20 protein-coding genes and 1 pseudogene are annotated in these 21,588 nt (G+C 60.3%); 10 read left to right on the top strand and 11 right to left on the bottom strand.

What is annotated here, in order from left to right; genetic code table 11:
- Positions 1 to 649, bottom strand: a 649-nt coding sequence (locus tag J4E53_RS06780) for an SDR family oxidoreductase (protein WP_207268119.1), incomplete at its 3' end; no start/stop codon positions are given.
- Positions 650 to 735: 86 nt separating this feature from the next.
- Here J4E53_RS06780 and J4E53_RS06775 point away from each other — a divergent pair.
- Positions 736 to 1,146 (top strand): helix-turn-helix domain-containing protein, encoded by a 411-nt coding sequence (locus J4E53_RS06775; protein ID WP_256587163.1) that lies wholly within the window; start codon positions 736 to 738, stop codon positions 1,144 to 1,146.
- A gap of 35 nt (positions 1,147 to 1,181) precedes the next feature.
- On the opposite strand, the pseudogene J4E53_RS31030 reads toward J4E53_RS06775, so the two are convergent.
- Positions 1,182 to 1,343: pseudogene (locus J4E53_RS31030) on the bottom strand (hypothetical protein); the annotation flags it as partial.
- A gap of 427 nt (positions 1,344 to 1,770) precedes the next feature.
- Here J4E53_RS31030 and J4E53_RS06770 point away from each other — a divergent pair.
- The 3 genes from J4E53_RS06770 (at position 1,771) to J4E53_RS06760 (ending at position 5,118) form a co-directional block, all read left to right on the top strand.
- Positions 1,771 to 2,745, top strand: a complete 975-nt coding sequence (locus tag J4E53_RS06770) for an aKG-HExxH-type peptide beta-hydroxylase (protein ID WP_103308600.1) — start codon at positions 1,771 to 1,773, stop codon at positions 2,743 to 2,745.
- Positions 2,746 to 2,748: 3 nt separating this feature from the next.
- Positions 2,749 to 3,657, top strand: coding sequence for a DMT family transporter (locus J4E53_RS06765; protein WP_103308601.1), 909 nt, complete (start codon positions 2,749 to 2,751; stop codon positions 3,655 to 3,657).
- A gap of 288 nt (positions 3,658 to 3,945) precedes the next feature.
- Complete coding sequence (locus J4E53_RS06760; protein ID WP_060739845.1) at positions 3,946 to 5,118, top strand: hypothetical protein; 1,173 nt, start codon at positions 3,946 to 3,948, stop codon at positions 5,116 to 5,118.
- 157 nt (positions 5,119 to 5,275) lie between these two features.
- Here J4E53_RS06760 and J4E53_RS06755 read toward each other — a convergent pair whose 3' ends face one another.
- The 5 genes from J4E53_RS06755 to def form a co-directional block, all read right to left on the bottom strand.
- Positions 5,276 to 5,587, bottom strand: a complete 312-nt coding sequence (locus tag J4E53_RS06755) for a tetratricopeptide repeat protein (protein ID WP_060739846.1) — start codon at positions 5,585 to 5,587, stop codon at positions 5,276 to 5,278.
- A gap of 177 nt (positions 5,588 to 5,764) precedes the next feature.
- The gene (trkA, locus tag J4E53_RS06750) at positions 5,765 to 7,138 is read right to left on the bottom strand and encodes a Trk system potassium transporter TrkA (protein WP_060739847.1); all 1,374 of its coding nucleotides are present in this window, start codon (positions 7,136 to 7,138) and stop codon (positions 5,765 to 5,767) included.
- A 24-nt stretch (positions 7,139 to 7,162) separates the two neighbouring features.
- Positions 7,163 to 8,473 (bottom strand): 16S rRNA (cytosine(967)-C(5))-methyltransferase RsmB, encoded by a 1,311-nt coding sequence (gene rsmB / locus J4E53_RS06745; RefSeq protein WP_103308602.1) that lies wholly within the window; start codon positions 8,471 to 8,473, stop codon positions 7,163 to 7,165.
- Entirely contained in the window at positions 8,470 to 9,429 is a 960-nt protein-coding gene (gene fmt, locus J4E53_RS06740) for a methionyl-tRNA formyltransferase (RefSeq protein WP_103308603.1), read from the bottom strand. The genes rsmB and fmt overlap by 4 nt, the downstream gene beginning before the upstream one ends.
- Positions 9,430 to 9,499: 70 nt before the next feature.
- Positions 9,500 to 10,006 (bottom strand): peptide deformylase, encoded by a 507-nt coding sequence (gene def / locus J4E53_RS06735; RefSeq protein ID WP_003196300.1) that lies wholly within the window; start codon positions 10,004 to 10,006, stop codon positions 9,500 to 9,502.
- 170 nt (positions 10,007 to 10,176) lie between these two features.
- Here def and J4E53_RS06730 point away from each other — a divergent pair, with 170 nt between their 5' ends.
- The 3 genes from J4E53_RS06730 to J4E53_RS06720 all read left to right on the top strand — a co-directional run bounded on the left by J4E53_RS06730 (position 10,177) and on the right by J4E53_RS06720 (position 12,996).
- Positions 10,177 to 11,202: a LysM peptidoglycan-binding domain-containing protein gene (locus J4E53_RS06730; protein WP_060739850.1), complete on the top strand. Its 1,026-nt coding sequence runs from the start codon at positions 10,177 to 10,179 to the stop codon at positions 11,200 to 11,202.
- A gap of 80 nt (positions 11,203 to 11,282) precedes the next feature.
- Entirely contained in the window at positions 11,283 to 12,377 is a 1,095-nt protein-coding gene (gene dprA / locus J4E53_RS06725) for a DNA-processing protein DprA (RefSeq protein ID WP_103308604.1), read from the top strand.
- Between the two features lie 61 nt (positions 12,378 to 12,438).
- Positions 12,439 to 12,996: an L-threonylcarbamoyladenylate synthase gene (locus J4E53_RS06720; protein ID WP_014335849.1), complete on the top strand. Its 558-nt coding sequence runs from the start codon at positions 12,439 to 12,441 to the stop codon at positions 12,994 to 12,996.
- Between the two features lie 289 nt (positions 12,997 to 13,285).
- On the opposite strand, the gene J4E53_RS06715 is transcribed toward J4E53_RS06720, so the two are convergent.
- Entirely contained in the window at positions 13,286 to 14,263 is a 978-nt protein-coding gene (locus tag J4E53_RS06715; RefSeq protein ID WP_060739853.1) for a quinone oxidoreductase, read from the bottom strand.
- 163 nt (positions 14,264 to 14,426) lie between these two features.
- Between J4E53_RS06715 and hemF the strand changes: the two genes are divergently transcribed.
- Together hemF and aroE are read left to right on the top strand one after the other, a co-directional pair.
- Positions 14,427 to 15,341, top strand: coding sequence for an oxygen-dependent coproporphyrinogen oxidase (hemF, locus tag J4E53_RS06710; protein ID WP_103308605.1), 915 nt, complete (start codon positions 14,427 to 14,429; stop codon positions 15,339 to 15,341).
- Positions 15,342 to 15,354: 13 nt separating this feature from the next.
- The gene (gene aroE / locus J4E53_RS06705; protein ID WP_103308606.1) at positions 15,355 to 16,176 is read left to right on the top strand and encodes a shikimate dehydrogenase; all 822 of its coding nucleotides are present in this window, start codon (positions 15,355 to 15,357) and stop codon (positions 16,174 to 16,176) included.
- Between the two features lie 112 nt (positions 16,177 to 16,288).
- Here the strand turns inward: aroE and J4E53_RS06700 are convergent, their stop codons facing one another.
- The 3 genes from J4E53_RS06700 to betC all read right to left on the bottom strand — a co-directional run bounded on the left by J4E53_RS06700 (position 16,289) and on the right by betC (position 20,517).
- Entirely contained in the window at positions 16,289 to 17,857 is a 1,569-nt protein-coding gene (locus J4E53_RS06700; RefSeq protein WP_103308607.1) for a SulP family inorganic anion transporter, read from the bottom strand.
- A 208-nt stretch (positions 17,858 to 18,065) separates the two neighbouring features.
- A complete protein-coding gene (gene choX, locus J4E53_RS06695) occupies positions 18,066 to 18,986 on the bottom strand; it encodes a choline ABC transporter substrate-binding protein (protein ID WP_092167778.1) in 921 nt (306 codons plus the stop codon).
- 16 nt (positions 18,987 to 19,002) lie between these two features.
- Positions 19,003 to 20,517, bottom strand: coding sequence for a choline-sulfatase (gene betC, locus J4E53_RS06690; protein WP_103308608.1), 1,515 nt, complete (start codon positions 20,515 to 20,517; stop codon positions 19,003 to 19,005).
- A 114-nt stretch (positions 20,518 to 20,631) separates the two neighbouring features.
- Here betC and J4E53_RS06685 point away from each other — a divergent pair, with 114 nt between their 5' ends.
- On the top strand, positions 20,632 to 21,582 hold the full coding sequence (locus J4E53_RS06685; protein WP_103308609.1) for a choline sulfate utilization transcriptional regulator: 951 nt from the start codon (positions 20,632 to 20,634) through the stop codon (positions 21,580 to 21,582).
- Positions 21,583 to 21,588 lie beyond the last annotated feature (6 nt).

Genomic DNA, 21,588 nt, shown 5'->3' with positions numbered 1-21,588 from the left:
CTGGCTTGCCAGTTTTCTGGCTGATCAACGCAGCCAGCTCAGTCAACGTGTAGCTGCTATCCCCCGCCAGTTCATAGACTTTGCCCGCCTGCCCTTCAGTGGTCAGCACCACCGCCGCGGCTTGGGCGTAGTCGGCACGGGGCGCGGAGCTGATTCGGCCCTCCCCGGCGCTGCCAAGCAGGACGCCATGTTCCACGGCGCTCGGTACGTTCGCCAGGTAGTTTTCGCTGTACCAGCCGTTGCGCAGCAATACGTGGGGCACGCCCGAGGCTTTCAAGGCGGCTTCGGTATCGCGATGTTCAGCGGCCAAGCCCAAGGTGGAGGTGTCGGCGTGCAGGACACTGGTGTAGGCCAGGAACGTGACACCTGCGGCCTTGGCGGCATCGATCACGGCGCGGTGTTGGGCGGCGCGGCTGCCCAGTTCATTGGAGGAGATCAACAGCAGTTTATCGACGCCTTTGAGCGCGGCAGTCAATGTGGCCGGTTGGTTGTAGTCGGCGGTGCGTACCACCACGCCCCGGGCGGCCAGGTCCTGGACTTTGCCGGGGTCTCTGACCAGGGCGACGATTTGCTCGGCTGGCACGCGTTCGAGCAGGGACTGGATAACAAGACGGCCCAGTTGGCCGGAGGCTCCGGTGATGGCGATCATGACAAATACCTTGATGGAAAAAGGACGAAAAGCCATCCTAGGGACCAAGGTAACTTTTTGTAAGTACGTACATAAAGGTAAGTATCGTGAACACACCCATCGGAAATTCCGAGCCGTTTAGCGCCGCTGTTCGACGCGGCGATGTACTGAGCGCCGATTGCCCTTCTCGGGAGGTCCTCAAGCACATGACCAGCCGCTGGGGCGTGCTGGTGCTGGTCATTTTGCTGGGCGGGATGCACCGCTTCAGCGAGCTGCGCCGCAAGATCGGCGGGGTCAGCGAGAAGATGCTTTCGCAGACGTTGCAGGAGCTTGAGGCGGATGGGTTGGTCAACCGCAAGTCGTTACCGGTGGTACCGCCGCATGTAGAGTACCGCTTGACGCCGTTGGGTCGGGAGGCGGCGGAGCATCTTGAGGTGATGGTGAATTGGATTGAGGAGAAGATCCCGCAGATTATGGCGGTGCGGCGGGGTCGGTTGGGGGGTGAGGCGCAGGAGTGATTGGGGCTGCTCGGCGACAAGAGACAGGTCTATATTCAAGGGGGGGCCCCTTCAATAACATTCGCGTGGATGCTTGCTTGTTTGTCGCCGTGGGCTCGGGCGGCTTCAAGGCCTTGTTCCCAGGCTTGGCGGGCTGCCGGTAGGTCGCCCTGACCTAGGTAGGCCTTATCCAATAGTTTCCATGCCGCCGAATACTTGCATTGAATAATGGGGGAAAATTTATTTCCAGCCAATAACTCCCCTTTTCATCATTGTCCCCTTTTCATGTCTTCGACGGCCAAGCGACAACCTATATTCCTGTAAATTGGATCCAATATAGCAAATGAGTATATGGAGCAAAGAAATAATAGTGTCATTTCTCAAAATGGCTATGTTAGTTTCGCTCTGCCTTGCAATGAAATGCGAATGGCATAACCTTTCAAAAAGATGGAGCTTTTTTATGAAACTCGATATGTCCAAACTGATCGTATCTCAATCCGCACTGAGCCTGACTGCAATGGTTGCGCTGTCGAGCGTAAATAAATCTATCGGCGAATAAATTTCGACGGTGATTTATTAGAAGGACTGCCATATCGCTATGGCGGTCCTTCTTTTTATGGAGAGTCCGTTTCAAGGAGAAGTCAATTGAGCATCTTAATCACAAATGAAGAGTATCGCCAAGATTCCTACGCATTGCTCAATCAATACAAAGAGTCGATGACCTACTTGGCAAGCGTGTTTAATGATGACTATCAAAAATCCGACTCTGTAACCAAGCTGCCTTGGAAGTCTTTCGCATTCTACAATAAGTGCATCAAAAGCTTGCAAGCTAATGATGCAGCTTCAGGCTTACATTTTTTTCAAGAAGCCAAGCAAAACGAAAGGCAAGGATCTGAAGGATTCAGGGTTTCTGGATTCTCTGAAAACAACCGAAAAGAAGAAATTGACCTGGTTGTCGATGAAATAAGAGAAGAGGCGTCTGGTAAAATCAGCATTGGTTTCATCGGCGCTGATGTTGTCGAGATCGAGAAAGCGAAATTAATCACGGGAATAGAACTTCTTAAGGCCCAATCGATAGACCTATACAATGAGGCTGAGATCTTAATAGATGAAATAGTCTTGACGGGGCCGGGTGATGAATACCATATCAGATCGGCCAGCAGTTACAATTTATTAGGGCTGGTTTTGATATGGGCCGATGAAGTCCATAGCCCCATCTATTACGCACAACAGGTAGTCCACGAGGCCGCCCATTTAAGACTGTTTTTAAAAAGCACAGACGACAGGTTTGTCTTGAATCCAGAGAGCGAATTATACACAGCGCCATTCAGGCCTGATGCACGTCCCATGCTAGGTATATTTCACGCACTTTTCGTACTGGCTAGAATTGCACTCGCGATGTCTGGCTTGGGGAAAATAGCGTCTGGAAAACTAGCAGAGGAGGCGCTTGAGAAAGGGCGGGTAGCTGAGAAGAGATTTTTTGCGACTGCCGCTCAGATCAAGCGGGACGGGGTGTTGACGCCCATGGGACAACAGATTTTCGATGAGTGCTTGCAGGAAATCACCAAAATATCACCTTTTCGCAATGTCTATGATGACATGCTAAAAAGTGGATTCTGACCAATGAACAGTTCTAAAAGAATTGCCCCACATGATTACGTATTTTTATTGCTAGTGGCGCTGATCTGGGGGGGGAACTTCGCCCTGATCAAAGTAGGGCTTGAACAAATAAAACCATTCGTGATGACATTCATCAGGTTTTCGCTTTGCGTCTTCCCGTTTGTATTTTTCATGCCAAGACCTAAGATTCCAGCGTATGTACTCGCCGCATATGGAATATTGTTTGGGGGCGGAATATGGGGGTGCGCCAACATTGCCATATATACAGGCACCTCCCCCGGCACGGTATCCCTCATCATTCAGCTCAGCGCATTCATTACATTTATCATTGGCCTGATTGCCTTTAAGGAAAGAGCTTCCAACATCAGTATTATCGCCCTCGCAATATCGCTCTCTGGTCTTTTCTTGATGCTTATCAAAAACAATCAGGGTTCAGGCCCGTTGGGCGTCGCTATCTGCTTGCTCGCAGCTTTCTGCTTTAGCTTGTGTACATTCATTATTCAAAAGTACAAACCTAAAGACCTGCTGCCATTTATGATTTGGAGCTTATTATTCAGCCTTCCAATTCTATTTATTCTTGCCTTGTACTTTGAAGGGGCCGACGCATTCTATAGCCTGAGGGATGCAATAAACTACAAAGTCATAGTGTCGCTGATCTCACAGTCTTACGTGACTACTCTGCTGGGCTACTGGATATGGAACTACAATATAAGAAAATATTCCGGATCCACCGTGGCCCCCATAGGCTTGCTGGTTCCATTTTTCGCCATAATCATTTCCTACCTGTTCTTTAGCTACCCGATAAACGGAACAGTCATTCTATCGATAGGCTTGGTTTTCTGCGGCGTCATCTTGTTCAACCTACGACATAGCATTGAGCAGTTGTTCAACAAGACCGCCATACACAGATAACACGACCTTGCTCAGGTTTAAAATTTGCCGCAAGAGCGCATGCACCACTTCAATGCCGGCGCAGCCAAACCGCCCAAAAAAAGTGCGTTTCGTTTGTCATTTAGGAACGCTTTTTTTGCTCGTTGATGCAGTTGCAAAGTTTAACTTTCAAAGCGTCTTAAAAACGGGGTTCTAGCGTGCACAAAAACGCTATGGCCAGCATTTATCACGGCCCAGGCGGTAGTTCACAGCGCTCAAGGATGCCGTTCACTTCCGTCCTGCCGAAACGCTTACGATAGGGAAATCATCATGAAGAATTTTTCAAAAGAATTAGCTATTTTTTTAGTCTGCTCAACGGCTTACCGCCTATGTTCCGGGGCACTGGTGGTCTCCCTGACGTGGACCATCCTCAACCAGAACGAAGGTGGTTATTTGCCTTTGGCATTGGCGATTTTTTGCTCCTTCATTCCGGCCTTCATCACGCCGGTGGTTATCAAGCGGCTGTCGGCGCGAATGAACGGCCGGAAAATGAGCAGCTGGTTTACGTTTTGTCTGGCCGGTCTCAGCCTGGTGGTAGGGGCAAGCCGAGACATCACCCTTGCATTGCTAGCCGCCAACCTTTTTGTCTGGCTGGTTTTCATGCTGCTCGAAGCCAGCTTGGATATGTGGTTCACCCAGGTTCAGCGCGGTATGGATGAAGCCTCTGTCAGACGAATCAGTGGTGCCACAACTGCAACCGGTCAAGCGGCCCTGATGATTGGACCGTTGTTGGCAGCCGGCTTGATGCCGATCCTGCCGGGCATGGGGTTCTTTATTTTTCTGGGCGCTGGATTCCTGCTGGTATCAGCGATTTGTTACATCCGCCATGGTCTCTCGGTGGTGGCACAAGAGGCTAGCGAGACAGTTGCGCCAGCCAAGCTTCCACTCACCCTGTTTGTGCCAATGGTGCTGATCTGGCCAATCCTCGGGGCCTTCAACTTCATGCTTCCAGTGTATGTGTCGAGCCATGGCTGGGCGCTATTTGAGCTTGGTGTGCTGGATGCAGTGTTTGGCATGGGGATGGCGTTGGTGGGAGTACTGATCATTCTGAGTAATACCGGTCGCAATCTATCGGTATTTCTCTCGGGGTTGATCGGGCTGGCCGTCATTTCCGCAGCGGTATGGTTTATGGTGCCAGATACCCTAGTGCTCAAGGCTCTAAGCCTGCTGATCCTTGGCATGGCCTTTGGCGGTGCGCGGGTGCATATCCGAGCTGCGATTGCCTACCGCTACAGCGAGGCTGCCGTTGGTGCCTGTGTTAGCCGGGCGAACGCCCTCGCAACGCCGGTCTTGCTGTTAATCCTAAGCCTGCAGCTGGCATTAATCGAGAGCGCGTGGTTGATACCGTTTCTGATGATTACCTTGTCCATTGTTCTATTGCTACAGACATCGGCGACTCGCTTTGCCCAGGGGCACACGAGCCCGGTAACAGCAGGTGCCTGATAGTCCTTATCCGGGGGCAACATAGCCCCTTAATGCCGGAGTTCAGTGTTGGCTGGTTGGCGGGCTGGTCTTGAGAACGTGGTGGGGCTTTTTTGTGAGTGCTTCGCACTCAAGCGGGAGCAAGCTCCCTCGCCACAAAAAGCGGTTTTGTGCAAAGTCAGTGGTGGCGATCCAGCTTTTTGAGGAACACGGTCATTTCTTTTTCCGCCTGCTTGTCGCCGTGGGCGCGGGCAGCTTCGAGGCCTTGTTCCCAGGCTTGGCGGGCGGCTGGTAGGTCGCCTTGGCCTTGGTGGGCCTTGCCCAGAAGTTTCCAGGCGGCTGAGTACTTGGGGTCGAGTTCGACGCAGCGCTGGAAGTGTTCGGCGGCGCGGGGGAATTCGCCGAGGTCCAGGTAGCCTTTGCCCAGGCCGAAGCGCAGCAGGGCGTTATCCATGCCTTTGGCGAGCATTTTTTCCAGGGAGTCGAGCATGACGGCGTCCTTATCTGTTGTGTCAGGGGTTGATCGGTTGGCTGCTAGATAGCTATCGCGAGCAAGCTCGCTCCCACAGGGGGTTGGGGTTGCTCACTGCATTTGTGAGCAATGGCGATCCTCTGTGGGAGCGAGCTTGCTCGCGATGAGGCCCTTTCTGTCACTGCACATCCCAGATCAGAAGAAACTCAACCCCACATGGAACAGCTTCTCGACATCGCGAATGTGCTTCTTGTCCACCAGGAACAGGATGACATGGTCGCCGGTCTTGATCGTGGTGTCGTCGTGGGCGATCAGGACTTCTTCGTCGCGGATGATTGCGCCGATGGTGGTGCCGGGTGGCAGGCCGATGTCGCGGATGGCTTTGCCGATCACTTTGCTGGACTTGGCATCGCCGTGGGCAATGGCTTCGATGGCTTCGGCCGCGCCGCGGCGCAGGGAGTGGACGCTGACGATGTCGCCGCGGCGCACGTGGGCGAGCAAGGTGCCGATGGTTGCCAGTTGCGGGCTGATGGCGATGTCGATGTCGCCGCCCTGGATCAGGTCGACGTAAGCCGGGTTGTTGATGATGGTCATCACTTTCCTCGCACCCAGGCGCTTGGCCAGTAGCGACGACATGATGTTGGCTTCGTCGTCGTTGGTCAGGGCCAGGAAGATGTCGGCGTCGGCGATGTTTTCTTCCAGCAGCAGGTCGCGGTCGGAGGCGCTGCCTTGCAGCACCACGGTGCTGTCGAGGGTGTCCGAGAGGTAGCGGCAGCGGGCCGGGTTCATCTCGATGATCTTGACCTGGTAGCGGCTTTCGATGGCTTCGGCCAGGCGCTCGCCGATCTGCCCGCCACCGGCGATGACGATGCGTTTGTAGTTCTCGTCGAGGCGGCGCATTTCGCTCATGACCGCGCGAATGTTCGCTTTGGCGGCGATGAAAAACACTTCGTCGTCGGCTTCGATCACCGTATCGCCCTGGGGCAGGATCGGCCGGTCCCGGCGGAAAATCGCCGCGACTCGGGTCTCCACATTCGGCATGTGCTCGCGCAATTGGCGCAGTTGCTGGCCCACCAGCGGCCCACCGTAGTAGGCCTTGACCGCCACCAGTTGGGCCTTGCCTTCGGCGAAGTCGATCACCTGCAGGGCGCCGGGGTGCTCGATCAGGCGCTTGATGTAGTTGGTCACCACCTGCTCGGGGCTGATCAGCACGTCCACCGGGATCGCTTCGTTGTCGAACAGGTCGGCACGGGTCAGGTAGGCGGCCTCGCGCACCCGGGCGATTTTGGTCGGGGTGTGGAACAGGGTGTGGGCGACCTGGCAGGCGACCATGTTGGTTTCGTCGCTGTTGGTCACGGCCACCAGCATGTCGGCATCGTCGGCACCGGCCTGGCGCAGCACCGTGGGCAACGAGCCCCGGCCTTGTACGGTGCGGATGTCGAGGCGATCACCGAGGTCGCGCAGGCGTTCGCCGTCGGTGTCGACCACGGTGATGTCGTTGGCCTCGCTGGCCAGATGTTCCGCCAGCGAACCGCCGACCTGCCCTGCGCCGAGGATGATGATTTTCATCCAGTCACTCCTATCGAATCGGTCTTAACCGCGTGCGGCGGCGATCTTGATCAGCTTGGCGTAGTAGAAGCCGTCGTGCCCGCCTTCCTGGGCCAGCAACTGGCGGCCATGGGGCTGCTTCAGGCCGGCCTGGCTGGCGATGTCCAGTTCCCGGGCGCCCGGGGCGCGGGCGAGGAAGGCCTCGATCACTTCGGTGTTCTCGGTGGGCAAGGTCGAACAGGTGGCGTAGAGCAACATGCCGCCCACTTCGAGGGTTTGCCACAGGGCATCGAGCAGTTCGCCTTGCAACGTGGCCAGCGCGACGATGTCGTCCGGCTGGCGGGTGAGCTTGATGTCCGGGTGGCGACGGATCACCCCGGTGGCCGAGCACGGCGCGTCCAGCAGGATGCGCTGGAACGGTTTGCCGTCCCACCAGGTCGCGGTGTCGCGGCCGTCGGCGGCGATCAGTTGGGCGTCGAGGCCCAGGCGTTCGAGGTTTTCCTTGACCCGCACCAGGCGCTTGGCTTCCAGGTCCACCGCCACCACGCCGGCCAGCTTCGGCTCGGCCTCGAGGATGTGACAGGTTTTGCCGCCGGGCGCGCAACAGGCGTCCAGCACCCGTTGCCCGGGCGCCAGCTCCAGCAGGTCGGCGGCCAGTTGCGCGGCTTCGTCCTGGACGCTGATCCAGCCTTCGGCGAAGCCCGGCAACGCACGTACGTCACCCGGGGTTTCCAGCACGATACCGTCGCGGCTGTACTGGCACGGGATGGCCGGGATGCCCGCCTCGCCCAGCAACGCCAGATAGGCATCGCGGGTATGGTGGCGGCGATTGACCCGCAGGATCATCGGCGGGTGGGCGTTGTTGGCCGCGCAGATGGCTTCCCATTGCTCGGGCCAGAAGGCTTTCAGGGATTTCTGCAACCAGCGCGGGTGGGCGGTGCGCACCACCGGGTCGTGTTCCAGCTCGGCCAGCAGGGCTTCGCTTTCCCGCTGGGCACGGCGCAACACGGCATTGAGCAGGGCCTTGGCCCAGGGCTTTTTCAGCTTGTCGGCGCAGCCCACGGTTTCGCCGATGGCAGCGTGGGCCGGGACACGGGTGTAGAGCAGTTGATAGAGCCCCACCAGCAGCAGCGCTTCGACGTCGGCATCGGCGGCCTTGAACGGCTTCTGCAACAGCTTGGCCGCCAGGGCCGACAGCCGCGGCTGCCAGCGGGCGGTGCCGAACGCCAGGTCCTGGGTGAAACCGCGATCACGGTCTTCCACCTTGTCCAGTTGGGTCGGCAGGGAACTGTTCAGCGAGGCTTTCCCGCTGAGTACCGCGGCAAGGGCCTTGGCGGCGGCCAGACGCGGATTCATGAGGCGTCCGTCGCTTGGCCGAGGACGGTGCCGACGGCAAATTTCTCACGGCGGCTGTTGAACAGGTCGCTGAAGTTCAGCGCCTTGCCACCGGGCAGTTGCAGGCGCGTCAGGCACAGCGCCTGCTCACCGCAGGCAACGACGAGACCGTCCTTACTGGCGCTGAGGATTTCACCCGTTGCGCCCTTCCCTTCGGCGTAATTGGCCGCCAGCACTTTCAGGGCTTCGCCGTTCAAGGTGCTGTGGCAGATCGGCCACGGGTTGAAGGCCCGCACCAGGCGCTCCAGCTCGATGGCTGGGCGGCTCCAGTCGATACGGGCTTCGTCCTTGTTCAATTTGTGCGCGTAGGTGGCGAGGCTGTCATCCTGCACTTCGCCTTCCAGCGTGCCGGCAGCCAGGCCGGCAATGGCCTCGACCACGGCGGGCGGGCCGATGAGTGCGAGGCGGTCGTGCAGGCTGCCGCCGGTGTCGTCGGCGCTGATGGGGGTGCTGACCTTGAGCAGCATCGGCCCGGTGTCCAGGCCGGCTTCCATGCGCATCACCGTCACGCCGCTCTCGGCATCGCCGGCTTCCACCGCACGCTGGATCGGCGCGGCGCCGCGCCAGCGCGGCAGCAGCGAGGCGTGACTGTTGATGCAGCCCAGGCGCGGGATATCCAGCACCACTTGGGGCAGGATCAGGCCGTAGGCGACCACCACCATCAAGTCCGGCTGCAGCGCGGCCAGTTCGGCCTGGGCCTGCGCGTCGCGCAGGGTCGGTGGCTGCAACACCTGGATGCCGTGTTCCAGGGCAAGCTGCTTGACCGGGCTGGGCATCAGTTTTTGCCCGCGACCGGCCGGCCGGTCCGGCTGGGTGTAGACCGCGACGATGTCGTGGGGGCTGGCCAGCAGGGCCTTGAGGTGTTCGGCGGCAAATTCGGGAGTGCCGGCAAAGACGATGCGCAGGGGCTCAGTCATGGGAAGCTCTCAATTACAAAGCAGTCGCAAAAAGAAAAAGGCTTGCCGCGGCAAGCCTTTGAAGGGGGCATCAAGCATTCTGGCGATGGAGTTTTTCCAGTTTTTTCTTGATCCGGTCACGCTTGAGGGTAGACAGGTAATCCACGAACAACTTGCCGTTGAGGTGGTCGCACTCGTGCTGGATGCACACCGCCAGCAAGCCTTCGGCGATCAGTTCATAAGGCTGGCCGTCACGGTCCAGGGCCTTGATCTTGACCTTCTGCGGACGGTCGACGTTTTCATAGAAGCCTGGAACCGAAAGGCAGCCTTCCTGATACTGGTCCATCTCGTCGGTCAGGGTTTCGAACTCGGGGTTGATGAACACCCGCGGCTCGCTGCGGTCTTCGGAAAGGTCCATCACGACGATACGCTTGTGCACGTTGACCTGGGTCGCGGCGAGGCCGATGCCTGGCGCCTCATACATTGTTTCAAACATGTCATCGACCAACTGACGCACTTCGTCGTCCACTACGGCCACCGGTTTGGCGATAGTGCGCAGGCGCGGGTCCGGAAATTCGAGAATGTTCAAAATGGCCATAAGCTTGATAAATGCACGTGTGAGGTAAAGTCGAGTGGCTGGCCTGGCGTGTCTTGGGATGCAGGCTACCGTTGTAAAACGTTGCCCTTGGGGAAAACAGCTCCGCAGGGCGGCGAGCCACGGGGGCTCTGGCGTTTTACGCGAACGCACATAATAAAGGGATTCACCGCATGAGGAAATCACTACTCGCCCTGCTGCTCCTGGCTTCGGCCGGTATCGCGCATGGGCAAGTGCAACTTCGGGAAGGTTTTCCCCAGCAATACACGGTGGTGACGGGGGACACATTGTGGGACATTTCCGGCAAATACCTGCGCGAGCCGTGGAAATGGCCCGAACTCTGGCAGGCCAACCCGCAGATCGAAAACCCCAACCTGATCTATCCGGGCGATACCCTGTCGCTGGTCTACGTCAACGGCCAGCCGCGCCTGACCCTCAATCGCGGCGCCTCCCGCGGCACCATCAAGCTGTCGCCACGCATTCGCAGTTCGCCGGTGGCCGACGCCATCCCGAGCATTCCGCTGCAAGCCATCAACAGCTTCCTGCTGAGCAACCGCATCGTCGATACGCCTGAGGATTTCGACAAGGCGCCCTACGTCGTCGCCGGCAATGCCGAGCGGGTACTCAGTGGCATGGGGGATCGGGTCTTCGCCCGTGGCACATTCGACTCGAACCAGTCGGCCTACGGCATCTTCCGCCAGGGCAAGGTCTACACCGACCCCGAGACCAAGGAATTTCTGGGCATCAACGCCGACGACATCGGCGGCGGCGAAGTGGTCGCTACCGAGGGCGATGTCACCACCCTGGCCCTGCAGCGCACCACCCAGGAAGTGCGCCTGGGCGATCGCCTGTTCAGCGGCGAAGAGCGCTCGATCAATTCGACCTTCATGCCCAGCGCGCCAAAATCGGACATCAACGGGTTGATCCTGGACGTGCCCCGGGGCGTGACCCAGATCGGCGCGCTGGACGTGGTCACCCTGAACAAGGGCCGCCGCGATGGGCTGATCGAAGGCAACGTGCTGGCGGTGATGAAGACCGGTGAAACCGTGCGCGACCGCATCACTGGCGAGCCGGTGAAAATCCCCGATGAGCGGGCCGGCCTGCTGATGGTGTTCCGCACTTACGACAAGCTCAGCTACGGCTTGGTGCTGTACGCCTCGCGCTCGCTGTCGGTGCTGGACAAGGTCCGTAATCCATAACGGGTCTCACAAGTTACCAACAGAGTTATCCACAGCTTGTTCCCGTTTGTACGGGGCTCATAACGGTCAAGGATGATCGCATGTCATTACCTGAATCTGCTCCGGTTTCCCCTGCGGAACTGGAGGCCCGGCTACGTCTTCACCGCTTGCCGGAACTCGGTCCCAAGCGTTTCATGACCCTGATGGAGGCCTTCGGCTCGGCCTCCAAAGCCATCAGTGCACCGGCGAGTGCCTGGCGAGCGCTGGGCCTGCCGATCACCTGCGCCGAGGCGCGACGCAACCCGGATGTGCGTGACGGCGCCGCCCATGCATTGGCCTGGCTAGAGCGTGCGGGCCAGCATTTACTGATGTGGGACCAACTCGACTACCCGGCGCTGCTGGCACAGATCAGCGACGCGCCACCGCTGCTGTTCGTCGCGGGCGACGCCACCATTCTGGAAAAACCGCAGCTGGCGATGGTCGGCAGTCGCCGGGCCTCGCGGCCGGGCATGGACACTGCGGCGGCGTTTTCCCGCAGCCTGGCCGGGGCCGGTTTTGTCATCACCAGCGGCCTGGCCTTGGGTATCGATGCGGCGGCCCATCAGGCGGCGCTGGACGTTGGCGGGCGCACCGTCGGCGTGCTGGGCACCGGCCTGGAAAATTTTTATCCACAGCGCAATCGTCGGCTGGCGGACGCGATGATTGCCCAAGGCAGCGCGGTGCTGTCGGAGTTTCCGTTGGACGCGGCGCCCCACGCCAGCAACTTTCCGCGTCGCAACCGAATCATCAGCGGCTTGTCCCTGGGGGTGCTGGTGGTGGAAGCCAGTGTCGCCAGCGGCTCGCTGATCACCGCCCGACTGGCGGCGGAACAGGGCCGCGAGGTGTATGCCATTCCTGGATCGATCCATCACCCCGGCGCCCGGGGCTGCCATCAGCTGATCCGCGACGGTGCGGCGCTGGTGGAAACCGTCGAGCACATCCTTGAGGCGTTGCGCGGTTGGCAGCAGTTGCCGCTGGCCGCGACGCCTGAGCCGGTGACCCATCCGCTGCTGCGCCTGCTGCATGCCGCGCCGCTGAGCAGCGAGGCATTGGCCGACGCCAGCGGCTGGGGCTTGCCCAAAGTGTTGGCGGCGTTGACCGAGCTGGAAATGGAAGGACGCGCCACCTGTGACAACGGGCGCTGGTTTGCACGCTAGGTTTTATGGGGAAGATCGGTAAACTGCCCACAGCCTTATTTGCGTTGCGGGAGAAACTTTCATGGTCAACAGTTGGCGTGTGCAACAAGCCGCGCGAGAAATTCGCGCCGGGGCGGTGATTGCCTATCCAACCGAAGCGGTCTGGGGCCTGGGTTGTGACCCGTGGAACGAGGAGGCGGTGGAGCGCCTGCTGGCGATCAAGTCGCGGCTGCCCGACAAAGGCCTGATCCTGGTGGCTGACAACATCCACCAGTTCGACTTCCTGTTCGAAGACTTCCCCGAAACCTGGATGGACCGCATGGCCAGCACCTGGCCGGGCCCCAACACCTGGCTGGTGCCGCACCAGAACCTGCTGCCGGAATGGATCACCGGGGTACACGACACCGTCGCGCTGCGGGTCAGCGATCATCCCACCGTGCGCGATTTGTGCTCGTTGGTCGGGCCGCTGGTGTCCACCTCGGCCAACCCCCAAGGACGCCCGGCGGCGCGCACGCGGATTCGCGTCGAGCAGTATTTTCGTGGGCAGATCGATCTGGTGCTCGGCGGCAACCTGGGCGGGCGCAAGAACCCCAGCGTGATTCGTGACTTGGCTACTGGCAAGGTCGTGCGCCCGGACTGAGCCCGGATACAAACTCTGCATCTTGCACAAAACCACTGTGGGAGCGGGCTTGCTCGCGATGGCGTCAGGTCAGCCAGTATTGATATCGACTGACACACCGCTATCGCGAGCAAGCTCGCTCCCACAGGAATTTGTGGCGAATGCCGGATCTGTGGACACTGCAAAACCCTTGTGGGAGCGAGCTTGCTCGCGATGGCATCAGATCAGCCAGCATTGATGTTGACTGACGCACCGCTATCGCGAGCAAGCTCGCTCCCACAGGTTTTCAAACAATCTGAACCACCAAATCTCAGGGCAGGAGAATGGTCGACCCCGTCGTCCGCCGCGCCGACAGCTCGGTCTGGGCCTTGGCCGCTTCCGCCAATGGATAACGCTGGTTGATGTCCACCGTGAGCTTGCCGCTACTGATCATCCCGAACAGTTCATCGGCCATGCGCTGCAGGTTTTCGGCATTGTTGGCGTACGTCGCCAGGGTCGGGCGGGTGACGTACAGCGAGCCCTTGGCCGAAAGAATCCCCAGGTTCACACCCTCCACCGCCCCCGAGGCATTGCCGAAGCTCACCACCAGGCCACGGGGGGCGACGCTGTCCAGGGAGGTCAACCAGGTGTCCTTGCCAACGCCGTCGTACACCACGGGCACCTTCTTGCCGTCAGTCAATTCCAGCACCCGTTGTGCGACGTTTTCCTTGCTGTAGTCGATGGTTTCCCAGGCGCCGTGGGATTTGGCGATGGCGGCTTTTTCCGGCGAACTGACGGTACCGATCAGCTTCACGCCCAAGGCCTTGGCCCACTGGCAGGCCAAGGAGCCCACGCCACCGGCGGCGGCATGGAACAGGATGGTTTCGCCACCCTTGAGCTCATAGGTCTGGCGCAACAGGTATTGCACGGTCAGGCCCTTGAGCATCACGCCGGCGGCCTGTTCGAAACTGATGGATTCGGGCAGATGCACCAGGTTGGCTTCGGGCAACACATGCACATCGCTGTAGGCCCCCAGCGGTCCGCTGCCGTACGCCACCCGGTCACCGACCTTGAACCGCGTGACACCGGGACCGATGGCCTCGACCACGCCCGCACCCTCGGCGCCCAGGCTCGAAGGCAGCGCCGGTGGCGGATAAAGACCGCTGCGGTAGTAGGTGTCGATGAAATTCAGGCCGATTGCCTTGTTGCTGACGCGTACCTGCTGCGGGCCCGGCTCGGCCGGCTGATAGTCGACATACTCGAGTACTTCGGGACCGCCGTGGGAACGGAACTGGATACGTTTGGCCATCTTCACTTTCTCCTTGTCGCAGACTTTTTACCAAGCCTGCTATCGGACTCCTAAGCTTGACCGTCGTCAACTGTGGCGTGGGCAAGTGCGGTGGTATCCTGTGCGCCCATTTGCCACCGGCCCGCTATACGCCGCGTAGCGTAGCCCTGATCAAGGTGACGTCATGTCCACTCGTACCGAGGCCGTGAAAGCCTATCTGCTCGACCTGCAAGACCGAATCTGCGCCGCCCTGGAAGCCGAGGATGGCGGCACGCGCTTCGTCGAAGATGCCTGGGCCCGGCCCGCCGGGGGTGGCGGTCGCACGCGGGTGATCGAAAACGGCACGGTGATCGAAAAGGGCGGTGTCAACTTTTCCCACGTCTTCGGCAGCGGCCTCCCACCCTCGGCCAGCGCCCATCGGCCGGAACTGGCCGGGCGCAGCTTCGAAGCCTTGGGCGTGTCGCTGGTGATCCACCCGCACAACCCCCACGTACCAACCTCCCACGCCAATGTGCGTTTCTTCATCGCCGAAAAGGAAGGCGAAGAGCCGGTCTGGTGGTTTGGCGGCGGCTTCGACCTGACCCCTTACTACGGCGCAGAAGAGGATTGCGTGCATTGGCACCGCGTCGCCGAGCAAGCCTGCGCGCCGTTCGGCCCCGAGGTGTACCCGCGCTACAAGGCCTGGTGCGACAGCTACTTCCACCTCAAGCATCGCAACGAGCCCCGGGGCATCGGCGGCCTGTTTTTCGACGACCTGAACGAGTGGGGTTTCGACACCTGCTTCGCCTTCATCCGCGCCATCGGCGACGCCTACATCGATGCCTACCTGCCCATCGTGCGTCGCCGCAAGCATGACGCGTTCACCGCCAAGCAACGGGAATTCCAGGAATTTCGCCGTGGGCGCTACGTGGAATTCAACCTGGTCTACGACCGCGGCACCCTGTTCGGGCTGCAATCAGGCGGACGTACCGAGTCGATCCTGATGTCCCTGCCGCCGCAAGTACGCTGGGGCTATGACTGGAAAGCCGAGCCGGACAGCGAAGAGGCGCGGCTGACCGAGTACTTCCTGCAGGATCGCGATTGGCTGGCGAAGGCCTGAACGGGGATATTCCATGGATCGCTACGTTGTAATGGGTAACCCGATCGGCCACAGCAAGTCGCCGTTGATCCATCGCCTGTTTGCCGAGCAGACCGGGCAGGTGCTGGACTACAGCACGCTGCTGGCACCGCTGGAGGATTTCTCCGGTTGCGCCCGGGCATTTTTCCGCGAGGGCCGTGGTGCGAACGTCACGGTGCCGTTCAAGGAAGACGCCTTCCGCCTGGCCGACACCCTGACCGAGCGGGCCCAGCGGGCCGGGGCGGTCAATACCTTGAGCAAACTGGCCGACGGTCGCCTGTTGGGTGACAACACCGACGGTGCCGGGCTGGTCCGGGACCTGACCGTCAATGCCGGCTTCAGCCTCCAGGGCAAGCGCATCCTGTTGCTGGGGGCCGGCGGCGCGGTGCGCGGCGCGCTGGAGCCGCTGCTGGCCGAAGCGCCGGCCTCGGTGATCATCGCCAACCGCACGGTGGAAAAAGCCGAAGGGCTGGCCAAGTCGTTCGCCGACCTGGGCCCGGTCTCGGCCAGTGGCTTCGATTGGCTGCAAGAGCCGGTGGACCTGATCATCAACGCCACCTCCGCGAGCCTGTCGGGGGATGTACCGCCGATTGCCGCCAGCTTGATCGAGCCCGGCAAGACGGTCTGCTACGACATGATGTATGGCAAGGAACCGACCTCATTCTGCCGTTGGGCCAGCGAACACGGTGCGGCGGTGTCGATGGATGGCCTGGGCATGTTGGCCGAGCAGGCGGGCGAAGCGTTCTACCTGTGGCGCGGGGTACGCCCGGACACCGCGCCGGTGCTGGCCGAGTTGCGCCGCCAATTGGCGCTGTAGGAACTGCGTAGGAGCTGTCGAGTGCAACGAGGCTGCGATCTTGCCCCAGACAATTGAGTCGCACATGAAAGAAGATCGCAGCCTTCGGCAGCTCCTACAGGGTTGAATCAGTTCAATCCTCAAAATGGATCGGGCAATGCTCCGGTCCCTCCAGCTTCAACAACTCCTCCACCACCTGGGGCCTGGCCTTGCGCAAGGTCAGGCTACGCCCCTGGGCGCGTAGGCGCCGGGCTTCCTGGTGGAGCATTTCCACCCCGGAATAATCGATGAAGTTGATCTGCTGGGCATCGATGACCACCCGCTGCGCCTGCAGCCGTTGCAGGCGTACTTGCAGGTAATGGCTGGCGCCGAAAAAGATCGAGCCACCCACCCGCAGGATCTCCGCCTCCCCCTCGCGAAAGTGCTGCACCCGCGGCTGTGAGGTGCGCTTGAGGTAGAAGAACAGCGAAGCCAGTACACCGGCGTAGATGGCAGTTTGCAGTTCCAGCAGCAACGTGGCCAGGCAGGTCAGGCTCATCACCATGAATTCGGCGCGGCTCACGCGGTACAACGCCCGGATACCACGGTGGTCCACCAGCCCCCAGGCGATCAGCAGGATGCTGCCGGCCATGGCCGGAATCGGGATGTGTGCGATCAGTTTCGCCCCGGCGACCGCAAACAACGCCACCCACAAGGCCGAGAACACCCCGGCCAGGGGCGAGCAGGCGCCGGCTTCATAGCTGAGGCCGGAACGGGTGAAGGAACCGGCCGACAAGGATCCGGAGAAAAATCCGCCAACGAGGTTGGAAAGCCCCTGCGCCCTCACCTCCTGATTCGCATCGAGCAATTGCCCGGAACGTACCGACAACGAACGGGCGATGGACAGGCTGGTGACCAGCCCGAGCATGCCCACCGCGACGGCCCCGGGCAGCAAGCGCAGGATCAGTTCCAGGTCCAGCGGCAGCAGCGTCAGCGGCGGCAGGCGCCCGGCGAAGGCGCTGACCAGCGCCACATGCCCGAACATCGCCGGCCACAGCCAGACCACCAGGCTGCTGATGATTAAAGTTATCAACAGGCTCGGCCAGCGCGGCAGCAAGCGCTTGAGCACCACGCCCAGGAGCAGCGTGCCCAATCCCAGCAGCAATGACGGTTTATCCACAGCCTCGATATGGCTGACCAACATCAGCAGGCCCTTCAATGCCGTGGCTTCATTGGGCAAATCGAGGCCCAGCAGGTTCGGCAACTGCCCCAATGCGATCACCACCGCCGCCCCCAGGGTGAAACCCAGCACCACCGAGTGGGAGACGAAATTCACCAGCGCGCCGAAACGCAACAGCCCCAGCAGCCACTGGAAAATCCCCGCCAGGACGGTCAGCAGCAGGATCAAGGTGATGTAGTCCTGGCTGGCGGGCACGGCCAACGGACTGACGGTGGCGTACAAGACGATGGAGATTGCCGCCGTAGGGCCGCAGATCAGGTGCCACGACGAACCCCAGAGGCAGGCGATCAGCACCGGCACGATCGCCGCGTACAAGCCATATTCAGGCGGCAAACCGGCAATCAGGGCGTAGGCAATGGATTGCGGCAACGCGAGAATCGCGCCGCTCAGGCCGACGATCAGGTCGCGGCCGACACTCTGGCGGGTCTGTCGGGGCAGCCAGCTCAGGAACGGAAAGAGTGAATGGCGCGTGGGGATTGCCATGGGGCCTCAAGGATGGGGGAATGGGGCAAGGGTATCAGGACCGGGCACCGTTCTCCCTGTGGCGAGGGGATTTATGTGGGAGCAAAGCTTGCTCGCGAAACAGGCACCTCGGTCTCTGAAAGACCGAGTCGTCTTCATCGCGGGCAAGCCTTGCTCCCACATGGATTTCCTCTCTACAGTGCTCCGCGCCCGCAAAGCAGCGGGGCTGTCAGAGCTTGGCCTTCACCGCCGCCAACGCATCCTTGCCATCCAGGGTCTTCACACCGTCCAGCCACTTATCCAGCACCGCCGGGTTGGCCTTGATCCAGGCCTTGGCCGCATCGGCGTTGCTGACTTTGTTGTTCACCACCTCGGCCATGATGCTGTTCTCCATTTCCTGGGTGAAGCTCAGGTTGGTCAGCAGCTTGCCAACGTTCGGGCAGGCCTGTGCATAACCCTTGCGGGTCAGGGTGTAGACGCTGCCGGTGTCGCCGAAATACTTCTCGCCGCCCTTGAGATAGTGCATTTTCAACTGCACGTTCATCGGGTGCGGCGTCCAGCCGAGGAAGGTCACGAACTTCTGTTTTTTCACCGCCCGGGAGACTTCCGCCAGCATCGCCTGCTCGCTGGACTCCACCAGTTTCCACTCGCCCATGCCGAAGTCATTGGTCTTGATGATTTCTTTCAGGGAGAGGTTGGCCGGGGCGCCGGAACCGATGCCGTAGATCTTCTTGTCGAACTTGTCGGCGAATTTGTTCAGGTCGGCAAAGTTATGCACACCGGCGTCCCAGACGTAGTCCGGGACCGCCAGGGTGAACTCGGTGCCGTCGAGGTTCTTGGCCAGTTGCGTGACATCGCCAGTGGCCACGAACTTGTCATAGAAACCCTGCTGCGCCGGCATCCAGTTACCCAGGAACACATCCACCTGGCCGTCCTTGAGGCCACCGAAGGTGATCGGCACCGCAAGGGTATCGACCTTGGCCTTGTAGCCCATGCCGTCCAACAGGAAACCGGTGATGGCGTTGGTCGCGGCGATGTCACTCCAGCCCGGGTCAGCCATCTTCACGGTCTCGCAGCTCTGCTCGGCCCAGGCCGAAACACTGCTCAACGCCAACAGTCCAGCGGTGAGTACTGTGGATAACTTTTGCATGTGCGTGCCCCTTACGTTATTGGTTTTGGCAGGGTTGTGGATAACGGGCCTTGCGCTCCAGATCGTCGAGGTCGATGTGGTTACGCATGTACTGCTGGCTGGCGTCCACCAGCGGCTGGTGGTCCCAGCTCTTGAGTTTGCCCAGGGTCAGCGCCTGGGCGACAAAACGGCGGCGGCGCTGGCTGGCGAGCACCTGTTGGTGAATAGCCGGAATATCCCACTTGGCCCGCGCCTCGACGAGAAAATCGGCGAAGAGGGTTTGATGCTCGGGAGATTGGCTGAGATCTTCCAGCTCCTTGGGATCGTTGCGCACGTCGAACAGCAGGCACGGGTCATCTTCGCTGTAGATGAATTTCCACGGGCCACGACGGATCATCATCAAGGGGCTGATGGTGCCTTCGGCCATGTATTCACCGAAAACTTCGTCATGCCCGCCCTGCCCTTGCAGATGCGGCACCAGCGAACGGCCATCCAGTGGCAAGCCGGGTTCCAGGGTACCGCCGGCCAGTTCCACCAGGGTCGGCAGCAAGTCGGCGGTGGACACCGCCGCCCCCACCCGGCCGCTGGCGAACTGCCCCGGCGCGCTGATGAGCAACGGTACGCGGGCAGCCATTTCGAACCAGTGCATTTTGTACCACAGGCCTTTTTCGCCGAGCATGTCTCCATGATCGCCGGAGAAGACGATGATCGTGTCGTCCAGCAGACCGGTATCTTCCAGGGTTTGCAGCAGCTTGCCGACGTTGCTGTCAATGTAGCTGCACGCGCCGAAATAGGCGCGGCGGGCATCACGAATCTTATCCACAGGCAGTGGTTTGTCCCACAGGTCATAGACCTTCAACAGCCGCTGGGAATGTGGATCGAGGTCCGTTTGCGCCGGGGTCTGCGGCAACGGAATGTCGTTGTCGTCATACAAATCCCAGAACGCCTTGGGAATCGTGTACGGGTCGTGTGGGTGGGTCATCGATACGGTGAGGCAGAACGGCTGGTCACCGTCTTCGCGGATGTGGTCGAACAGGTACTGTTGGGCCTTGAACACCACTTCTTCATCGAAATCCAGCTGGTTGGTGCGCACGCAAGGGCCGGCCTGCAACACCGACGACATGTTGTGGTACCAGCTCGGCCGCACGTCCGGCTCGTCCCAGTTCACTGCCCAGCCGTAGTCGGCCGGGTAAATGTCGCTGGTCAGGCGCTCTTCGTAGCCGTGCAGTTGGTCGGGACCGCAAAAGTGCATCTTGCCGGACAGCGCCGTGCGATAGCCGAGACGGCGCAGGTAATGGGCGTAGGTCGGCACGTCTGCAGGAAAATCCGCCGCGTTGTCGTAGGCGCCGATCTTGCTGGGCAACTGGCCGCTCACCAACGTGAAACGCGACGGCGCGCACAGCGGGCTGTTGCAATAGGCGGCGTCGAACACCACGCCCTCGGCGGCCAGGCGCGACAGGTTCGGCAGCTTGATCGGCGAAGGACCGTAGATCGGCAACATTGGCGCGGCCATTTGATCGGCCATGATGAAAAGAATGTTCTTGCGCTTCATGTATTCGCGGCATTCCATAGTAGGCAGTTATGCGACATTGCTGCGATTGAGCATGTAGCCCCCGGGTTTTGGGGTAAAGCCCATGCAGGATAATGACTAGGATAAGCACAGCTTATGTATGACGCCTTGGGTGACCTGTCCCTGGAACTGTTCCGTGCCTTTGAAGCCGCGGCCCGCCAACAAAGTTTTACGGCGGCGGCGATTGAGCTGGGCACCACGCAACCGGCCATCAGCCAGCAGATCAAGCGCCTGGAAGAGCAACTGGGTACGCGGTTGTTCGACCGGATCTACCGTGGCATCGAACTGACCGAGGCCGGGACGATCCTGTTCGAGCAAGTGCAGGCCGGTTTGCAAAGCATCGATGCCGGGCTGAGCGCGATCACCGCCCAACACCAACATGAGGTGCTGCAGGTCGCCACGGACTTCGCCTTCGCCGCTTACTGGCTGATGCCGCGCCTGCATCGCTTTCACGCCGCCAACCCCCAGGTGGACGTGAGCCTGGTGACCAGCGAACGCAATCACAACATGTTGCGGACCGATATCGACGTTGCCGTGCTGTTCGGCGACGGTCGCTTCAAACAAGGTGAAAGTCGCTGGCTGTTCAGCGAAGAAGTCTTTCCGGTGTGCAGCCCGCTGCTGCTCAAGGATCGCCCCCTGCCCTTGCCCGCCCAGGCCTTGGCGGAGTTTCCATTGCTGCACCTGCGCGCGAGCAACAGCAATAGCTGGTTCGACTGGAGTGGCGTATTCCGCGAGCTGGGCATCACATCGCCGCCCGCCCCCGGGCAATTGCGCTTCGACAACTACACGCTCCTCATCCAGGCGGCGATTGGTGGCCAAGGCGTCGCCATCGGCTGGCGACACCTTGTGGATAACTTATTGGCCCAGGGGCTGCTGTGTCGTCCGATCGCCGAAACGGTGCTGTCGCGGCTGGGGTATTACGTGGTCTTGCCCCAGCGTAAACGACGCGGTGTGTTGATCAGGCAATTCGTCGACTGGCTGATGGAAGAACAGGCCAATAGCGCCGAATCGCTCACGGGGTTGCCGTTGCCTTCGATTGCGGTTTGAGGCCGT

Source organism: Pseudomonas sp. FW305-28 (genome assembly GCF_017351395.1).
Classification (GTDB): Bacteria; Pseudomonadota; Gammaproteobacteria; order Pseudomonadales; family Pseudomonadaceae; genus Aquipseudomonas; species Aquipseudomonas fluorescens_AA.
This window is presented reverse-complemented; position numbering and strand designations above follow the sequence as displayed.